The organism is Corallococcus sp. AB011P (assembly GCF_003611605.1).
GTDB classification, from domain to species: domain Bacteria; phylum Myxococcota; class Myxococcia; order Myxococcales; family Myxococcaceae; genus Corallococcus; species Corallococcus coralloides.
Genome location: NZ_RAVX01000002.1, coordinates 595,153 through 611,762 on the forward strand (window position 1 = coordinate 595,153; position 16,610 = coordinate 611,762).

At 70.8% G+C, this 16,610-nt stretch carries 13 protein-coding genes; 3 read left to right on the forward strand and 10 right to left on the reverse strand.

All coding sequences use genetic code 11. The features are described from left to right. Nucleotides 1-6 precede the first annotated feature (6 nt). Together D7X30_RS07605 and D7X30_RS07610 are read right to left on the reverse strand one after the other, a co-directional pair. The gene (locus tag D7X30_RS07605; RefSeq protein ID WP_233591442.1) at nt 7-1,209 is read right to left on the reverse strand and encodes a DUF819 domain-containing protein; all 1,203 of its coding nucleotides are present in this window, start codon (nt 1,207-1,209) and stop codon (nt 7-9) included. Next, nucleotides 1,206-2,225 carry a dipeptide epimerase gene (locus tag D7X30_RS07610; RefSeq protein ID WP_120562174.1) on the reverse strand — a complete coding sequence of 340 codons (1,020 nt, stop codon included), beginning with the start codon at nt 2,223-2,225 and terminating at the stop codon, nt 1,206-1,208. Before D7X30_RS07610 ends, D7X30_RS07605 begins: the two co-directional genes overlap by 4 nt. A gap of 96 nt (nt 2,226-2,321) precedes the next feature. Here D7X30_RS07610 and D7X30_RS07615 point away from each other — a divergent pair, with 96 nt between their 5' ends. After that, nucleotides 2,322-3,716 (forward strand): M20/M25/M40 family metallo-hydrolase, encoded by a 1,395-nt coding sequence (locus D7X30_RS07615; protein WP_120562175.1) that lies wholly within the window; start codon nt 2,322-2,324, stop codon nt 3,714-3,716. Between the two features lie 246 nt (nt 3,717-3,962). Here D7X30_RS07615 and D7X30_RS07620 read toward each other — a convergent pair whose 3' ends face one another. The 7 genes from D7X30_RS07620 to D7X30_RS07655 form a co-directional block, all read right to left on the reverse strand. After that, nucleotides 3,963-4,496, reverse strand: a complete 534-nt coding sequence (locus tag D7X30_RS07620; RefSeq protein ID WP_233591443.1) for a TetR/AcrR family transcriptional regulator — start codon at nt 4,494-4,496, stop codon at nt 3,963-3,965. A 128-nt stretch (nt 4,497-4,624) separates the two neighbouring features. After that, nucleotides 4,625-5,380, reverse strand: a complete 756-nt coding sequence (locus tag D7X30_RS07625) for a class I SAM-dependent methyltransferase (protein ID WP_233591444.1) — start codon at nt 5,378-5,380, stop codon at nt 4,625-4,627. Nucleotides 5,381-5,641: 261 nt separating this feature from the next. Next, a complete protein-coding gene (locus D7X30_RS43570; protein WP_120562176.1) occupies nt 5,642-8,518 on the reverse strand; it encodes a HEAT repeat domain-containing protein in 2,877 nt (958 codons plus the stop codon). Then, entirely contained in the window at nt 8,511-9,728 is a 1,218-nt protein-coding gene (locus tag D7X30_RS07640) for a VWA domain-containing protein (RefSeq protein ID WP_120562177.1), read from the reverse strand. The genes D7X30_RS43570 and D7X30_RS07640 overlap by 8 nt, the downstream gene beginning before the upstream one ends. Continuing rightward, nucleotides 9,725-12,037, reverse strand: a complete 2,313-nt coding sequence (locus D7X30_RS07645; protein ID WP_120562178.1) for a DUF5682 family protein — start codon at nt 12,035-12,037, stop codon at nt 9,725-9,727. Before D7X30_RS07645 ends, D7X30_RS07640 begins: the two co-directional genes overlap by 4 nt. Beyond that, nucleotides 12,037-13,152 carry an AAA family ATPase gene (locus D7X30_RS07650; RefSeq protein ID WP_233591445.1) on the reverse strand — a complete coding sequence of 372 codons (1,116 nt, stop codon included), beginning with the start codon at nt 13,150-13,152 and terminating at the stop codon, nt 12,037-12,039. Before D7X30_RS07650 ends, D7X30_RS07645 begins: the two co-directional genes overlap by 1 nt. A 74-nt stretch (nt 13,153-13,226) precedes the next feature. Next, entirely contained in the window at nt 13,227-13,745 is a 519-nt protein-coding gene (locus tag D7X30_RS07655) for a bifunctional 2-polyprenyl-6-hydroxyphenol methylase/3-demethylubiquinol 3-O-methyltransferase UbiG (RefSeq protein WP_120562179.1), read from the reverse strand. 152 nt (nt 13,746-13,897) lie between these two features. On the opposite strand from D7X30_RS07655, the gene D7X30_RS07660 reads away from it, so the two are divergent. Further along, nucleotides 13,898-14,581: a hypothetical protein gene (locus D7X30_RS07660; protein WP_120562180.1), complete on the forward strand. Its 684-nt coding sequence runs from the start codon at nt 13,898-13,900 to the stop codon at nt 14,579-14,581. Between the two features lie 166 nt (nt 14,582-14,747). Further along, complete coding sequence (locus D7X30_RS07665) at nt 14,748-16,079, forward strand: ferritin-like domain-containing protein (protein ID WP_120562181.1); 1,332 nt, start codon at nt 14,748-14,750, stop codon at nt 16,077-16,079. Nucleotides 16,080-16,187: 108 nt separating this feature from the next. Here D7X30_RS07665 and D7X30_RS07670 read toward each other — a convergent pair whose 3' ends face one another. Further along, nucleotides 16,188-16,577 carry a helix-turn-helix domain-containing protein gene (locus tag D7X30_RS07670; protein WP_120562182.1) on the reverse strand — a complete coding sequence of 130 codons (390 nt, stop codon included), beginning with the start codon at nt 16,575-16,577 and terminating at the stop codon, nt 16,188-16,190. Between the last annotated feature and the right edge of the window lie 33 nt (nt 16,578-16,610).

Sequence of the window (16,610 nt, forward strand, 5' to 3'; positions counted from 1 at the left end):
CTCCCTTCAGTGAATCAGCTGGTGCACCTGCTCCAGCATCAGCGCCGTCACCAGCCCGCAGTACGTCCCCAGCACGTACCCCAGCACCGCGAGCAGCACGCCCACCGGCGCGAGCGCGGGGTGGAAGGCCGCCGCCACCACGGACGCGGAGGCCGTGCCGCCCACGTTCGCCTGCGACCCCACCGCCGCGAAGAACACCGGCGCCTTCAGCCAACGGCGCGTGCCCATCGTCACCGCCGCGTGGATGCACATCCACAGCGCCCCCACCGCCACCAGCGCGGGCGCGTCCCACAGCCGCCGGAACTCCGCCTGCGCGCCAATCGTCGCCACCAGCAGGTACAGGAACAGCGAGCCCATCCGGCTCGCCCCCGCGCCCTCCAGCCTGCGCACCGGCGTGAACGACAGCACCACGCCCACCGTCGTCACCAGCAGCACCACCCACGTGAAGCCCGTCACCACGTTGCCCAGGTCCGGCAGCAGCTTCGCCAGCGCAGTGCACACCACCGTCACGCCGAACGCCACCGCCAGCATGGACAGCAAATCAGACAGGCTCGCGGGCCGGGCGGAGGCCGCTTGAATGCGCGCGGACTCTTCGCGCACGTGGTCCAGCGCGGTCCGATCCGCGCCGATGCTCGCGTCCATCGCCTTCTCACGCCCGGCGAAGGACAGCAGCACCGCCGTCCACACGTTGGACACGCCCACGTCCACCACCACCAGCATGCTCAACGTGCTGTCCAGCGCGCCCACGCTCTGGCCAATCGCCACGAAGTTCGCGCTGCCACCAATCCACGACCCGCTGAGCGCCGCCAATCCCTTCCACGCCTGGTCCCCCAGCTCCGCCGGCACCAACCACCCCAGCGCCAGATACGCGAGCGGCCCGCCCACCATGATGCCCACCGAGCCCGCCAGGAACACGCCCACCGCGTTGCGCCCCAGCCTCGCGATGGCCGGCAGGTCCACCGACAGCACCAGCAGCACCAGGCTCGCGGGCAGCAGGTACACGCGCGTGAAGCGGTACAACTCCGACTGCGTGGGGATGACGCCCGTGTTCGAAAGCAGCGTCGGCACGAAGTACGCGAACACCAGCAGCGGCACGACGTTGAAGAACCGCGCCACCGCCGGGTAGCGCTGCAACGCATACAACCCCGCCAGCACCGCGAGCAGCACGGCGAGCACCGCCATCGGATCCTGGATGAGCGGTGGCGTCACCGGGGCTCCACACCCAGGCCCGCGCCCGCGCCCAGCTGGATGCGGCCCTGCACCACCGGATGCGCGCGGTACGGGTCCTCCGCGAGCAGCAGGTTGCCGTCCAGGTCCACCCAGTCCACCAGCGGCGCCAGGTGCGCACCCGCCGCGATGCCCAGCCCTGTCTCCACCATGCAGCCCAACATCACCTTCAGGCCGCACGCTCGCGCCGTCTCGATGATGCGCAACGCCTCACGGATGCCACCGCTCTTCTGGAGCTTCACGTTGATGCCATGGAAGCCCTCCGCCAGCTTCGGCACGTCCGACGCCTTCGTCAGCGACTCGTCCGCCACCAGCGACAGCGGCGAGCGCGCGCGCAGCCACTTCGCGCCCTCCACGTCCGCCGCGGGCAGCGGCTGCTCCACCAACTCCACGCCCTGCGTGGACAACCACTGGATGTGCGCCAGCGCCTCGTCCGGCTTCCACGCCTCGTTCGCGTCCACGCGGATGGTCTGCCCCGTGAGCGCGCGCACCGTGCCGAACACCTCCTGCACGCGGTCCGCGCCCAGCTTCACCTTCAGCACCGGGAAGTCCGCCGCCTCGCGCACCTTCACGGCCAGCGTCTCCGGCACGTCGATGCCAATGGACATGGACGTCACCGGCTGCCGCGCGGGGTCCACGCCCAGCATCCGGTACAGCGGCACGCCCATCACCTTGCCCGCCCAGTCATGCAGCGCCAGGTCCACCGCCGCCTTCGCCGCGGGGTTGTCCGGCAGCGCCGCGTCCACGGCCTCGGACACGTCGCGGAAGTGGCGCAGGTCGCGGCCCTCCAGCACAGGGGACAACTTGTGGAGCGCCGCCTCCACCGTCTCCCACGACTCGCCGTAGCGCACGTTCGGCGCGGCCTCGCCGTAGCCCACGTGTCCTTCCGAGCGCACCTCCACGAACACGTTGCGCTTCACCGTGCTCGTGCCCCGGGCAATGGTCCAGGCGTGACGCAGCGGCAGCTCCACGGTGCGAAAGCTCAACGGCGAGGCCATGGCGGAATCCCTCCAGGGCCCTTCCCTTAACACGGCACTCCTCGCAAACACCGCTTCCGTTGCCTTCCCGGGCCGGAAGGCGCGAGCCTCTACTCCATGCGTCTTCTGCCCCTCGTCATCGCCTTGTTCGCGCTGGGTCCAAGCCACGCCGCGTCATCCCGTCCCGCGCCGAAGGATGAACTGCGGACGCTGCTCGCAGAGCTCGTCGCCGCGGACACCTCCAACCCGCCCGGCAACGAGACGGCCGCGGCCCAGGTGGCGGCGAAGTGGCTGCGCGAGGCCGGCATCGAAGCGGAGCTCATCGAGCCCTCGCCCGGTCGCGGCAACCTGCTGGTGCGCTTGAAGGGCAGCGGCAAGGGCCGGCCGGTGCTCGTGCTCGCGCACCTGGACACGGTGCCCGCCGTGAAGACCGAGTGGGCCACCGACCCGTGGACGCTCACGGAGAAGGACGGCCTGCTCTACGGACGCGGTGTGCAGGACAACAAGGGCATGGCGGCGGCGAGCATCCTCGCGCTGCGCCGGCTGAAGCAGGAGGGCGGCACACGCTCGCGCGACATCCTTCTGTATCTGGGCGCGGATGAAGAGGTGGGCTCCGGACAGGGGCTGGACTGGATGATGGAGCACCGCTCGGAGCTCAAGGAGGCGGAGTTCGCGCTCAACGAGGGCGGCCTCACGGAGCTGTCACCGGACCGCAAGGAGGTGCGCTTCGTGGCGCTCCAGGCCGCGGAGCGCGTGTCCCGCAACGTGACGCTCAAGGCCACCGGCCCCGGCGGTCACTCCTCCGCGCCGCCCGTGGACGCGGGGCCCCTGGTGCGGGTGGCCGCGGCGGTGGCGCGAGTGGGCGCCCTCACCTTCCCCGCGCACCTGACACCCGCCGCCAGGCTCCACGTGCAGGGCCGAGCACAGGCGACTCCCGGCGAGCTGGGTGAAGCGCTGCGCCGCATCGCCGCCTCGCCGGACGCGCCGCCCGAGGACGCGGTGGCCACCGTGGCACGGCTGGAGCCCGCGCTGGGCGCCGTGCTGCGCACCACGTGCGTGCCCACGGTGTTCAAGGCGGGCACGAAGTCCAACGTCATCCCCGCCACCGCCGAGGCCACCGTGAACTGCCGCCTGCTGCCGGACGCGGACCCGAAGGCCGTGCGCGAGCGCATCGTCGCCGCGGTGAACGACCAGGACATCCAGGTGGAGATGGACGTGTCGCCGCCGGACTCGCCCATGTCCCCCGTGGGGGACAACGCCATGTTCCGCGCGGTGAAGGCCGCAGCCGCGAAGGTGTGGCCGAAGGCGCCGGTGATTCCGCGCATGTCCACCGGCACCACCGAGTCCGCCACGCTGCGCCGCGCGGGGATTCATGCCTACGGCATCGACCTCTTCGCGCTGACGCCTGACGACGCGCGCACCGCGCACGCCCCCAACGAGCGCGTCCCGGTGGCGTCACTCCAGCCCGGCGCGGAGTTCGTCTACCTCACGCTGAAGCACCTGACGCGCTGACACACCTGCGCCACCTCCTCACGGGCCCTGGCATCACCTCCGGCGCTTGCTCAGGAGGCGTGCGTGAACCCCAGCAGGACCGTGGCGAATCTCCGGCTGGCGTTGTGTCTGGGGTTGATCATCGGCGCCACGGGCTGCGCGGACACGTCTTTCCTCCCGGCTCGTAAGGCCCACGGAATCCACCCGTACCGCCGTGGGCAACAGCCACTCGCTGGCCATCACGGCGGAGACCCGCGGGCGCCCAGGCTACTTGCGCGTGAGTTCTTCGATTCGGCGGATGACCGCCGCGCGCGTCTGGCTTGAGACCGTGCGGTGCTCGAGCAGGTCCGACATCCACAACCCGTCGATCGCCAGACGGCAGAGCGTGAGCTCCGGCGACTCTTGCTCCTGGGGGCTGAGTTGCTCCTCCCGCGCCTCGTCCCAGATGGAGCTCCAGAGTTCCCGGACCTCCGGGTCGAAGAGCATGAGCCCGATGAGCGAGCGCATGACGCGGGCCTCGTCGTCATCGGAGGGAGCGGCGACCGTCACCCGGAGATACGCGCGGGTTCCCCTGCCGTTGGCGTCCGGATCCTTCGCCATCTCGGCGGCGACGGCCCCGGCGAAGCGCTGGGTCACGTCGTCGAACAGCGCATCGAGCAGGATGGGCTTGCTCTGGAAGTGCTCCAGGAGGTCCCCCTTCGGGACCCCTGCCCGCCCGGCGATGGCATCGAGCGTCACGGCCTGAAGCCCCTGAGCCAGGATGAGGTCCGCGGCCGCCCGAAGAAGCTTCTCGCGGGTCACGTCAGGCTCCTTGTTCCGCCACTGGGTCATCACCATCACCTCTCGCAACAGGAACGCCGCCGCCCGTCTTTCCAAGTTAATCACGAGTAACGTCGGGGAGGCGCGGAGTCTCATCCGACCTTCCCGTGTCAGGGTGATGCGATGGGACCCGGGAGGTATTGCTGGAGCCAGACCTTCTCCAGGCCCCAGGTGAACAGCATCCAATGGGAGGAGTGGCCGCTGAAGCCCTCCGCCTGGATGGGACGGGTGACGGTGATGATGCGCGTGCCGGGAGCGCAGGTGCGCAGGTGGGTGACGAGCCGGGCCTTCGTCTCCGGACTGAACGCCACCCAGTTGCAGAAGATGTGGGTCGCGTCTCCCAGGGGTTCGCGGGTCATGTCACCCACGGTGAAGGTGATGCCCGCCGGCTGAAGCCACGGCGCCACGCGCGCCACGTGGTCCGAAATCAACTCCACGCCATGCGCCCCGGCCCCCCACCAGCGCGCGGCGAGCAGCACGCGTCCGCGCCCCGCGCCCAGGTCCACCACCCGGCTGCCGCGCCCCACGCCCGCCCTCTTGAGGAACCACAGCGCCGTCACCAGCGGCGTCTCGCCGTACATCAGCTCGCGGAACGACTGGCCCGTGGTCTGGAGCGCCCGCGTCATCTCGAAGGTGCGCCGCCAGCGGTAGGGCGTCCACAGGATGCGCTGCCACCACAGTCCCATATACGGCTTCAGGAGCCGGGGGCGTAGGAGCAGCAGCAGCAGGTCGGTGACGCGCAGCACGACCGCGATGACGATGCCCTGCATCTGGAGCGCCAGCCGCTCGAAGAACGGCAGGTCGAACTCGCCCAGCGTATCGTCGCGGCGCGGTGGGGGCTCGGGAGGAGGAGCGGGATCCGTCATGCGGTGCGGAGGCTGTCCGGATTCCGGACGCCACGCAATGGCTCCGCGTTTGACCGGAACGCGCCTGCCTCCCGTGTGGACTTCGTGAGCTGGGCGCCAGGCACGTCGCGCTCACCCTGCCCGTTCGCTTCTACGCCAACCCACTGGTGGACTCGGTCAACCTGGACACGCTCGACTTCAGCGGCGCCGCCGGCAAGCCCTTCCCCGTGCCGGCCGCGCCCACGAGCATCGACCTCACCTCGAAGCTGGCGAGCTGAAGCGTCACAAGAGCTTCTTCGCCGCCTTGGCCAGCGCCCTGTCCCCGGCCACGGCGGGAAGCTCCATGAGGCGCGCGGCCACGACCTTGCCCACCGCGGGGTTCACGGCCGCGACCTTGAGGTACGCCTCCGCGCGCTTGAGCAGGTCCACGTGCATGCTGGACCTGACCACGCGGGCGAGCAGCTCCTTCGCCAGGATGGACGGGTCGAAGGCGTCGAAGAGGCCGCGCAGCGCCTGCCGTTCCAACTGCTCCGGACGCTCTTCCGCCAGGTTCAGCGCGGGCCGCAGCAGGGCCAGCCCCAGCGTGCGCATGGCCTCCGCGACGACACTGGGCTTCCACCCGTCCGCGAACGCCAGCAGCAGGGCCTCCGCGCCGCGCACGTCGCCCAGCATGCCCAGCGCGTACACGGCGTGCTTCGCCTCCACGTCGTCATGGCCGCGGCCCTGCACCATGTCGACGAACCGGCCGAGCACGTCCGCGTCCCCCATCCGGGCCAGCGCCTCCGCCGCCTCGCGCCGTACCTCGCGCGCCGGGTCCGTGTTCAGCACCTGGCGCAGCACGGGCATCGCCACGGTGCCCAGGTCCGCCAGCATGGCCACGGCCGCCCCGCGCGCGTCCTTCGTCGTCTCCGACAGCGCCGCCTGAATCAGCGGCACCGCCTTGTCCTTGCGGCGCCGCGCCAGCTCCACCACGGCCTTCTCTCCCGTCTCCCGGGCCTGCACGTCCTCCAGCGTCTCCCGAGCGAACAGGCGCAGGCCCATGTCGTGCCCCGCGCGCGTCAACGCGTCCAGCTCGCGCCGCGCCTGCACTCCGCCCATCGCGCCCAGCACGCGGATGGCGGTGCGGCGCACCATGCGGCTGTGGCGCTCGTTCAGTGCGCCCCGCACGACCCCCAGCGCCTCCTCTCCGCGCGCCGCCACCGTGCGCGCCACGAAGGCGCTCGCCGAGCCATCACTCCACGCCGGGTAGAGCTCCCGCATCAGCGCGTCCGGCCCCAGGCCCGCGTAGTAGCGCGCCGCGTGCGCCGCCGCCTCGTAGCGCGTCAGCTCCCCGAGCGCCCGGCGAACCATCGCCGTTCCCGGGCTCAGCACCTCTTCCGGGCGGTGCACGTGGATGCTCGGGTGCGTGGGCACGGACTCCAATCCGGCCATGTCCACCTGCACCGCGCCCGCCAGCCGCACCAGCGCGATGCCCAGCACCTGGTACACCTTGATGAAGTCATCCAGCCGCTCCGCCGGGTCCGCCCGCTGCGCCAGCGCTTCCAACAGCGCGCCCGGCTTCTCCAGCCCCAGCTCCTTCAGCCGGGACACCAGCGGCTCCACCGTGCGAGGGCTCACCGCCGACAGGCCGCTGGCGAACGCGTCCGCCAGTTCGTCGCGAACCTCCGCCAGCGCGATGGCCGCCCGCGACGCACCCGCCGCCCGCGCCGCGTCCGCCCACCCGCTGCGGGGCAGCGCGCTCGGCGTCGCGGGGGCCCGGACCCGGCCGCGCCGCCGGGGCGACACGGGCACGTCCGAGGCGCGCGCCAGCGGGCGCAGGTCCAACCCTTCCGGCGTCCGCACCACGATGGCCGAGGGGAACAATGTCGGCAGCGCCGCCTCCAGGCCCACGTCGCCCAGCACCGCCAGGAGCTTCGCGTCCTCCAGCGCGCTCGCCAGCGGCTCCTCCAGCGACGGGTCCGCGGGCAGGAAGAGTCCGCGTCCCGTGCCATCCACGAACTGCGAGCGGGCCCCGCTGGCGAGCAGCGTCTCCACCCGCACGGACACCGGCAGCAGGTCCGGCGCGAACACGTCCTTGCGGTGCTCCTGGAAGGCCGTCATCACCGCGCCCACGTCCGGCAGCGCCACCTCCACCAGCCGCTCCAGCGCCGCCCCGTCCACCGACGGCGCGTCCTTCCACGACTCCAGGTCCAGCCGGTGCGGCGCGAAGCCCGGGTACTGCCCGCCATGCGCGCCTTGAAGCACCGCGCCCGCGTGGCTGTTCTTCGGCGCCACCGTCTTGAGGTTCGCGGGGAGGATCTGCTTCTCGCTGTAGTGCGTGCCCGACCCCAGGTCCACGAAGCGGCTCTCGCGGACCATGAACCGGTCCGGCGTCACCTTGGAGGAGAACGCGTACTCCACCAGCTTGAGCCCCTCGACGGGCGCGCGGTCCTTCTTCGTCCACGTCTTGCCGATGAGCTCCTCGACGTGGCGGGGCTCCAGCGCGTCACCGCCCAGGTGCTTCTCCACCTTGCGCGCGGTGAGCAGCATGTCCGCCACCAGGTCCGCGTACACCGGCGCCTCGAAGGTGCCCGTGCGAGCCGCCGCCGCGTCCAGCAGGCCCGCCAGCTCCACCGCCCGCGCGGACAGCCGCCGCAGGCCGTTGGCCCGGAGCGCCTCACCCAGCGCGCGCACCTGCTCCGGCCGCTCCGCGCCCAGCGACGCCACGCCGGACAGGCCCAACTCGCGCACCAGCGTGGACACCTGCGCCACGCCCGCCTTCATCAGGTCGCCGGCTTCCGCCTTGCCCTTCTTCACGCTCTTCTTCGCGCCGCCGGAGCCCGCGGGCGCGGCCGGGGCCGCCTCCGCCGTCACGAAGGCCTGCGGGGCCCGGGCCCACGCCACCAGCAGCGCCGCCGCGTGCTTGCAGAAGGGGCGAGAGCGCGCCGCCATGCACGAGCACCGCCCCTTCACGTCCGAGCGCGCCTCGCCGAACACCAGCGACACCTTGTAGGGCGTCGCCCCGGAGCCCGCCGCGTCCGCGAAGAGCCGGTTCTCGAAGCGCGACAGATTGCTGAGCTGCTTGCCGTCAAACAGCTCCGCGCCCTTGGCCAGCTCCGCCTTGTCGCTGATGATCTCCGTCATTCCGCCCATCCCGATGACGGGCCGTACCTCAGCCATGACGCTCCCCCTTCTTGTCGACGGACGCGAGCAGCGGCGCCAGGTCCTGGTTGCGCATCACCCGCTCCACCACGTCCACCAGCTTGCGGGGCGTGCACCCGAAGCACGGAATCCCCAGCGCGGTGAGCTGCTCCGCCATCGCGTGGTCATACGAAGGCCGCCCGCTGTCAGACAGCGCCAGCAGGCACAGCACCTTGGAGCGTGAGTCCACCAACTGCCTCAAGCGGGCCACCAGCTCCTCTGCGTTTCCGCCCTCGTACAGGTCGGTGATGAGGATGAAGAGCGTCTTCTCCGGCCGGCGCACGTAGTGCTCCTGCGCGTACGCCACCGCCCGGTTGATGTCCGTGCCGCCACCCAGCTGCGCGGAGAAGAGCACCTCCACCGGGTCCGCCAGCACGGGCGTCATGTCGACGATCTCCGTGTCGAACAGCACCAGGCTGGTTCTCAGCACGTCCAGCGACGCGAAGATGGCCGCCATCACGGAGCTGTACACCACGCTCTCCGCCATGGAGCCGGACTGGTCCACCACCAGCGTCACGTCCCACTCGTGGTGACGGCGCTGGTTGGGCCAGAAGTAGAAGCGCTCCGGGATGAGGCGCTTCCGCTCCGCGTCCCAGCCCTTCAGGTTGGAGCGGATGGTGCGGCGCCAGTCGATGTTGCGCGCGATGGGGATGGGGCTCGTCCTGTCGCGCCTGAGCGCCCCCAGCACCGCCGTGCGCAGCGGCGACTCCAGCTTCTTGCGCAGGTCCTCCACCACTTCCCGAATGATGGCGCGCGCGGTGTCCTTGGCCTGCTCCGGGATGAGCCCCCGGGCGCTCACCAGCGTCGTCACCAGCTCCAGGTTCTTGTCCAGGAAGGGCAGCGTCTCCGGCTCGAAGAGCAGCTGGGTGAGCCCCTTCTTCTCGATGGCGTCCTTCTGCACCAGCGCGATGACGTCGTCCTGGAAGAAGTCGCGCAGCGCGCCCAGCCACTTGGGCAGGTACGGCTTGGAACCGCCGCGCCCCGCGGAGCGCTCGCCGTAGACGAAGGAGAGCGCGTCATCCAGGCCCTCCAGGTCGTCGCCCTTCAGGTCCACCGTGTCCGCGCTGGCGCCCAGCTCGCCCAGGGAAGGGCAAGAGCCTGTCTTCTCCGCCTCCGGGCCCAGCGCCAGCCGCCAGCGCAACAGCGCGTCGCGGTCCTTCGGGTCCAGGTCCTTGGGGTCCACGCTCATAGCAGGTCATCCAGGTCATCGAGCGCCTTGCCCAGGTCCGCGCTCAGGTCCTTCAGCGTCGCCTTGTCCTTCTCCTCCAGCACCGCCTTCACCGCGCGGCCCTTGTCCTTCAGCTGGCGCACGCCCATCACGTTCTCCATCAGGTAGCGGCGCTCCGTGGCCCCCAGCGCGCCCAGCGCCCGGCGCAGCACCGGCAATGTCTGCCGGAAGCGCTCCGGCTCCACGCTGGTGAGGAAGTCATCCAGCGCCTTCACCACGTCGCGGCTCTTCACCAGCACCAGCGCGTTCACCTGCAGGAAGCCCTCCAGGTACGCCGCCGCGTCCGAGGGCTCCACCGCCGCCGACAGCCGCCGTCCCACCTCCAGCGCCACCTCCGCCTCCGGCAGCTCGCGCGCCAGGTACAACAGGCCCGTGGCCAGCCCCGACGTCGCCGGGTGCACCGCGTGGCTCTCCATCAACCCGCGCGCCTCCGCGAGCCAGCCCTCCTTGTCCGCGCGCGGCTGGGACAGCGCCACCTCGTGCAGCGTGCGCAGCGCCTCCAGCACCGGGGGCACTCCTTCTGGAGCGCAGGCGCTGGCCTCGCGCACGCGCAGGAGCGCCCGGCCAAAGGTCTTCTCCCCCAGGGCCGCCACCGCCTCGTCCCCCACGGCCGAGTGCGCGCGCGAGGTGCCATAGGCCATCAACCCCGACAGCGCCCGAGCAGCGCTCGCCAGCGACGGCAGGTCCGCGTCCGTGGCCGCGTGCGCGTCACAGGCCTTGAGCGCCTGCGCCACCGTCTGGGAGCAGCCGGTGATAACGGACTCCAGGAGCACGTCCGCCGCCTCCGCCGTCGTCTTCGCCTGCGTCAGCCGCTCCTGGAGCACGCGCGTCGTCACGCCCTCCAGCGAGTCGCCCAACACAATCTTCTCCACCAGCGCCACGTCCGTGGACGGCGTCCACTGCGCCTGCCAGGCCTCGCGCACGCGGGTGAGCGCCGCGTAGCCGCCGGCCTCCGCTTCCGCGCCCTGCTTGCGCGACGACCCCGTCCCGGACAGCGACGCGTACGGAATGCCCGCCACTCGCAGCCGGTGAAGGAACACGGAGGAGCCCACCTCCACCGGGTTGTTGAGCCGCAGCGTGAACGTCTCCGGGCTGTCCGTGCGCGGCAGCCGCCGCTCGCCCACCTCGCGCCAGAACTCCGCCTGGAGCGAGTTCTGCCCGATGCGGCTCGCCACCTGCCCCACTTCGTGACCGATGACGCTCTTCCACAGGAAGCTGTCCACGTGCGTCGCGTCTCCGCGGCACAGCGTGGCCACGGTGGCCTCGCGCAGCTCGTCCAGGCCCGGGGCGCTCTTCTCGCGCAGGTCCGACAGCGTCACCGCCAGCCGGTACGCCTCCAGCACGTCCGACAGCGACGCGGAGAAGCCGCGCATCCGCAGGTGAGAGGCGAAGTCCAGCAGCACCTCCAGCGTGGCCCGCCGGAAGTCACAGTTCGCCTCGTGGGCCTTCTGGTAGAAGTGCGGCGCCCGGTTGCCCGCGCCGTACCCCAGCTGCTCCGCCAGGCGCGGGAAGCTGTACGGAATCACCGTCACCGCGCACGGCCCGGCCTCGGGCAGCTTCGCCTCCTCCTTCGGGTCCACGTCCCCCGCGAGGAACGCCGCGGTGTGCGCCGCGCCCGCCACCACCGCCACCTTCTCCGGCGCCACGCCACCCGCCACCACCTCCAGCACCTTGCGCGCCATGAAGGCGTCGCGCTGACGGTGGTAGCCCGGCCGAGGCCCCGCGTTGACCACGTCCGCCCAGGCGGTGAGCACCGGCCGGAACTGCTCCGGGCTCCAGTCCGGCGCCTCGAAGGACGCCTCCCAGAACTCCTCGAAGGAGCGGAAGCCCTGCGAGCGCGCGAACGCCTCCGTGAGCGGCACCGCCTCATCGGGAACGGGTGCGACCTCTTCCGTGGCCTCCGTCTCCACGCCTGGCCCGGGCACATGGCGGTCCACCGCGAGGCTGACGCCCACCGGGATGTCGATGAACTCCGCCCGCGCGCCGTTCGCCCGGGCCCATTTCAGCGCCTGGTACTCCGGCGAGTAAGCCGCGAAGGGCCACAGCGACGAGGACGGGGTGCCGTCCGTGCGGTAGCCCAGGATGGCCACGGGCGGCCGGGTCTGCGCGTCGCACAGCACGTCCACCAGCGCCGTCGCGTCGCAGGGCCCCTCCACCAGGACGACGGCGGGCTTCACGCGCTCCAGCCACTTCAGGAGCACGGCGGTCGTGCGCGGCGAGTGGTGACGGACCGGGAAGTGCTGCACCCGGGAGAGCAGTGCCAGGTCCATCAGCCCCTCAAGAGCTTCTTGCTCGCGGTGTACAGCTCCTTCCACGGGCCCGTGCGCCCCTTGGCCACCGTCTCCATGTACTCGCGCAGCGCCTTCACGTCGTCCTCCTGCTCCTTCACCACCGCGCCCACCAGCGACGCCGCCAGCTCCTGCGACGTCACCGTCCCGGAGCCGAACTGCTGCGCGAGGATGGAGCTGTTGAACAGCACGCTGATGGCCTCCGCCGTGGACAGCACCGCCCCGGGCGTGCGCACCTTCGTCTTGCCGTCCTTCGTCACGCCCTTGCGCAGCTCGTGGAAGAGCGTCAGCAGCACGCGCGACAGCTCCTCCGGCGGCGGCACGCCCACCTGGTAGTCCGTGCGCAGCTCCGCCTCGCGCTTGGTGACGATTTGAATCTCCTGCTCCAGGTCCTCCACCACCGGCACGGTGACGAAGTTGAAGCGGCGCTTGAGCGCGGCGCTCATCTCGTTGACGCCGCGGTCGCGCGTATTCGCGGTGGCGATGAGGTTGAAGCCACGCTGCGCGCTCGTCACCTCTCCCAGCTCCGGCACCGACACCTGCTTCTCCGACAGGATGGAGATGAGCGAGTCCTGAATCTCCGGCGACGTGCGCGTCACCTCTTCAAAGCGGGCGAACTTGCCCGTGCGCATGGCGCGCAGGATGGGCGAAGGCACCAGCGCTTCCGGCGTGGGCCCCTGCGCGAGCAGCAGCGCGTAGTTCCACGAGTACTTGATGTGGTCCTCGCTGGTCCCCGCCGTGCCCTGGACGACGAGCGCGGACGTGCCGCTGACGGCCGCGGAGAGGTGCTCGGACAGCCAGCTCTTCGCGGTGCCCGGCTCGCCCACGAGCATCAGCGCGCGGTCCGACGCGAGCGTGGCGATGCACACCTGGATGAGCCCCTTGTCGCCCACGTACTTGGGCGTGATGGTCACGCCCCCCACGGGCTTGGGGCTGCCCAGGATGTACGTCTCCACGGCGCGAGGCGACAGCGCCCAACCCGGTGGGCGGGGCTTGTCGTCATGCGCGGCGAGTGCGTCCAGCTCGTTCTTGTACTTCGCTTCGGCAGGCAGGCGGATGTCCGGCATGAGCTGCACGCTATCCACTCGGTCTGACATCCGGCAAACGCTTCGGCTGCCTCATGGGTCGCGCCGAAAGCGGTGGGACTCCCCACCCGGTGGGGACCGTGCCGCTACCCGGACGCCTGCCCCACGACGCACGCGCGCGACGGCGTGGATGGAACGGTCCGCACGGTGAAACCCTGTGCATCCAGGTTCCGCGCGGCCACCGTGGCGAAGCGCTTCGCGTGAGCGGCGACGGGCGCTTCGTGGAAGAGGTAGAGCGCGCCACCGGGACACAGGTGTTCCCGCAGCCGCGAAAGCTCCACGTGCACGTCGTCCTCCGAGAACAGGCTGACGTTGATGGCGAAGGCGACATCGAACAGCTCGAGTCCCAGTTCCACGTCCGCGAGCGTCCCGGTGCGAGCCAGGACACGTCCCGCGCGGATGGCGTCCGCGTTCCGCCGCGATGCCTGGGTGATCATCTTCTCCGAGCGGTCGATGCCCAGGACGCACCCGTCGCGCAGCCGCGCGGCCACGAGCCCCAGCGCGATGCCGTGACCACACCCCACCTCCAGCACCCGCGCGTCCGGGGCGACGGACAGCACCTCCATCGCCCAGCGGAACCGGGGCGCGACCGGATCCGTGCTCATGCGCGCAGCGTGGCGTCCGCGTCCCGCCCCCTCAACTTTTCGAGCCCTGCTCGGCTCTTCGAGTCCTCTGGAGCCCCAGCCCTCCAGCGAGGAAGCGTTGGCATCCGCATTGCTCAGGGCCCCTGGACACACTTCCTTCCCAGGAGCTTCCCTTGAACATCCATCGACTCGGTCGTCTCTTCTCGCTCACCCTGCCCCTGGTGCTGGCGGGCTGTGGCGGACCGGAGGGCAGCGTGGACCTGACGGGCTACTCGGAGATCGCTTGCACGGACCAGAACATCTCCGTCAGCGGCCTGACGCTGACCCCAGAGCCGGACTTCGTGCAACTGCGCTCCTTCGACCCCGACCCCCTTGGAGACCAGACGCGCTCCCCCTCTGTCAGCATGAGTTCCTCTGGCCAGCCCTGCGCGACGGCCACCGACGTCCCCGCGTGCACGGCCGCGCTGGAGGACGCGGCAGTCACCACCGGCTTCCACTACAACTGCACGCGCGAATGCCGCCAGCACTTCCTGGTGACGACCCGGGGTGACGAGGTGAAGACGTATTCGTCGCAGGCAGAGCTCCAGCAGCTGCTGGGCACCATCGACACGGAACAGGAGGCGGTGCTCCAGGCCTTCGCATCCAGCTACTCCTTCGTCTGCGGGGCCAAGGAGCTAGGAGCGGTGAAGAAGAACGCGGATGGGAGCTTCAATGTCATCGGGACGAATGGCTACGCTTGCGGACCGGGCACGAATCTGACGCAGTACGTGCTGAAGGTGACCGCGGCCGGTACGGTCCAGAAGCTGGAGACGCGCGTCCTGGCGGAGGGAGACTCGGTCTGCCCCGACGGCAGGTAGGGTTCCAGGTCGCCCTGCGAGCGCGGCGTCCAGGTCCTGTCCCCCTCAACTTTCCGAGTCCATCTCGGCCTTTCGGGGCAACGCGGAAGAGTGACTCCGCTGAGAAGACGCCCTGGCATCCGCATTGCTCAGGGATCCGGACACACTTCCTTCCCAGGAGCCTCCCTTGAACATCCATCGACTGCGCCGTCTCTTCTCGCGAGCCCTGCACGCCTCGCTCGCCACGCCCCTGGTGCTGGCGGGCTGTGACGGTTCGGAGGGCAGCGTGGACCTGACGGGCTACTCGGAGGTCGCGTGCTCGGTTCAAGGCCTGTCCGTCAGTGACCTGACGCTGACGCCGGAGCCGGACTTCGTGCAGCTGCGCTACATCAACTCCAACGGAGGCCAGCCGCCCGTCTCCTATGTCAACGTGAGCTCCTCCGGCGAGCCCTGCGCGACGGCCACCGACGTCCCCGCGTGCACGGCCGCGCTGGAGAACGCGAACGTCACCGCCGGCTTCCACCACGTCTGCGTGGATTTCTGCAGCGAGGCCTTCCTGGTGACGACCCGGGGTGACGAGGTGAAGACGCACTCGACGCTGGCGGAGCTCCAGCAGGTGCTGGGCACTGTCGACACGGAGCAGGAGGCGGTGCTCAAGACCTTCGCGTCCGGCTACTCCCTCATCTGCGGCAAGAAGGAGCAGGGCGCGGTGAAGAAGAACGCGGATGGCAGCTTCAACGTCATCGGGACGAAGGGCTACGCCTGCGGGCCGGGCACGGAGCTGACGCAGCACGTGGTGCGGGTCTCCGCTTCCGGCGAGCTCCAGGAGCAGGAGAAGCGCGTCCTGGAGAAGGGAGACCCCAACTGCAACATCGGCCGGCGGCCGGTGGGGCTCCAGGTCGCGGAGGCCTGCGAGAGCCCGGAGGCGCTGGGCCGCTACTTCGCGAACGCGGCGCACCTGGAGGCGGCGTCCGTGCATGCGTTCCTGCGGCTGCGGGATGAGCTGGCGCTACACGGCGCGGACGTGGGCCTCCAGGACGCGGCGCGCAGGAGCGCCATGGAGGAGGTCCAACACACCCAGGTGACGGATCGGCTCGCCCGCCGCTTCGGTGGCACGCCCCAGCGTCCGGTGGTGGAGGAGTTGCCTCCGCGCTCGCTGATGGACGTGGCCCTGGAGAACGCCGTGGAGGGCTGCGTGCGCGAGACGTACGGCGCGCTGCTCGCCCACCACCAGGCGCTGCATGCGCGCGACCTGGAGGTGCGCGACGCCATGGTCCGCATCGCGGAGGACGAGACGCGGCACGCGGCGCTGTCGTGGGACATCGACCAGTGGGCCCGGCCGCGTCTGTCCGCCGAGGAGCGTGAAGCGCTGCGCGAGGCCCAGAAGCGCGCGGTGGCGGCCTTGCGCGAGGACGTCGCGGTGCCGCTCGACGCGAGCATCATCACGATGGCGGGCATGCCCACACCGGAGGCGGCGCTGGCGCTGTTGGACACGCTGGAGCAGGACCTCTGGGCGTGAGCCGCCTCGTCTCACCAGCCCTGGTGGGAATGACGCTGCTGCGTGAGGGCGACGAGACCTGCGACTTCAATCCGCACCTCGTGCAGCCGCTCCGGCAGTGATTGCCCGTCACGCGGGCTCGAGCTCGCGTGACCGGGTCGCCCCCTTCCGCACGGTGCGGCCCTTCTTCGCGGCGACGGAGCGGCGGGGCCAAGCGGGAGCCACTGCGCTTCCCACAGGCTCCAGCCGGAACACATGGCCCATCGCATGGGCCATCCGGAAGAGCGTCAAACCGGTGGCGTTCGCCTTTCCCGACTCAATCTTGCTGATCTCACTCTGGGGCACACCTGCCCGCGCGGAGAGCTGTGCCTGCGTCAGGCCCTGCGCCTTCCGCAGCATGGCCAGCTCCCGGGCGATGCGGAAACGGTCGCGCTGGGCCTGAAGCTCCGCTTGAGCGGCAGGTCCCTCGGCCGCAGCATCCTTCTCCACGAAAGCAGTCAGGTCTTTGAGGGTGCGCATGGAATCGCCAGGCTGGAAACAATCCCAAAACCC

Bases quoted from the DNA above. Each gene is read 5' to 3' on its own strand.
- D7X30_RS07610 (WP_120562174.1), bottom strand. From the start codon at position 2,225: ATGGCCTCGCCGTTGAGCTTTCGCACCGTGGAGCTGCCGCTGCGTCAC.
- D7X30_RS07640 (WP_120562177.1), bottom strand. From the start codon at position 9,728: ATGAGCGTGGACCCCAAGGACCTGGACCCGAAGGACCGCGACGCGCTG.
- D7X30_RS07615 (WP_120562175.1), top strand. From the start codon at position 2,322: ATGCGTCTTCTGCCCCTCGTCATCGCCTTGTTCGCGCTGGGTCCAAGC.
- D7X30_RS07650 (WP_233591445.1), bottom strand. From the start codon at position 13,152: ATGTCAGACCGAGTGGATAGCGTGCAGCTCATGCCGGACATCCGCCTG.
- D7X30_RS07655 (WP_120562179.1), bottom strand. From the start codon at position 13,745: ATGAGCACGGATCCGGTCGCGCCCCGGTTCCGCTGGGCGATGGAGGTG.
- D7X30_RS07670 (WP_120562182.1), bottom strand. From the start codon at position 16,577: ATGCGCACCCTCAAAGACCTGACTGCTTTCGTGGAGAAGGATGCTGCG.
- D7X30_RS07645 (WP_120562178.1), bottom strand. From the start codon at position 12,037: ATGGACCTGGCACTGCTCTCCCGGGTGCAGCACTTCCCGGTCCGTCAC.
- D7X30_RS43570 (WP_120562176.1), bottom strand. From the start codon at position 8,518: ATGGCTGAGGTACGGCCCGTCATCGGGATGGGCGGAATGACGGAGATC.
- D7X30_RS07625 (WP_233591444.1), bottom strand. From the start codon at position 5,380: ATGACGGATCCCGCTCCTCCTCCCGAGCCCCCACCGCGCCGCGACGAT.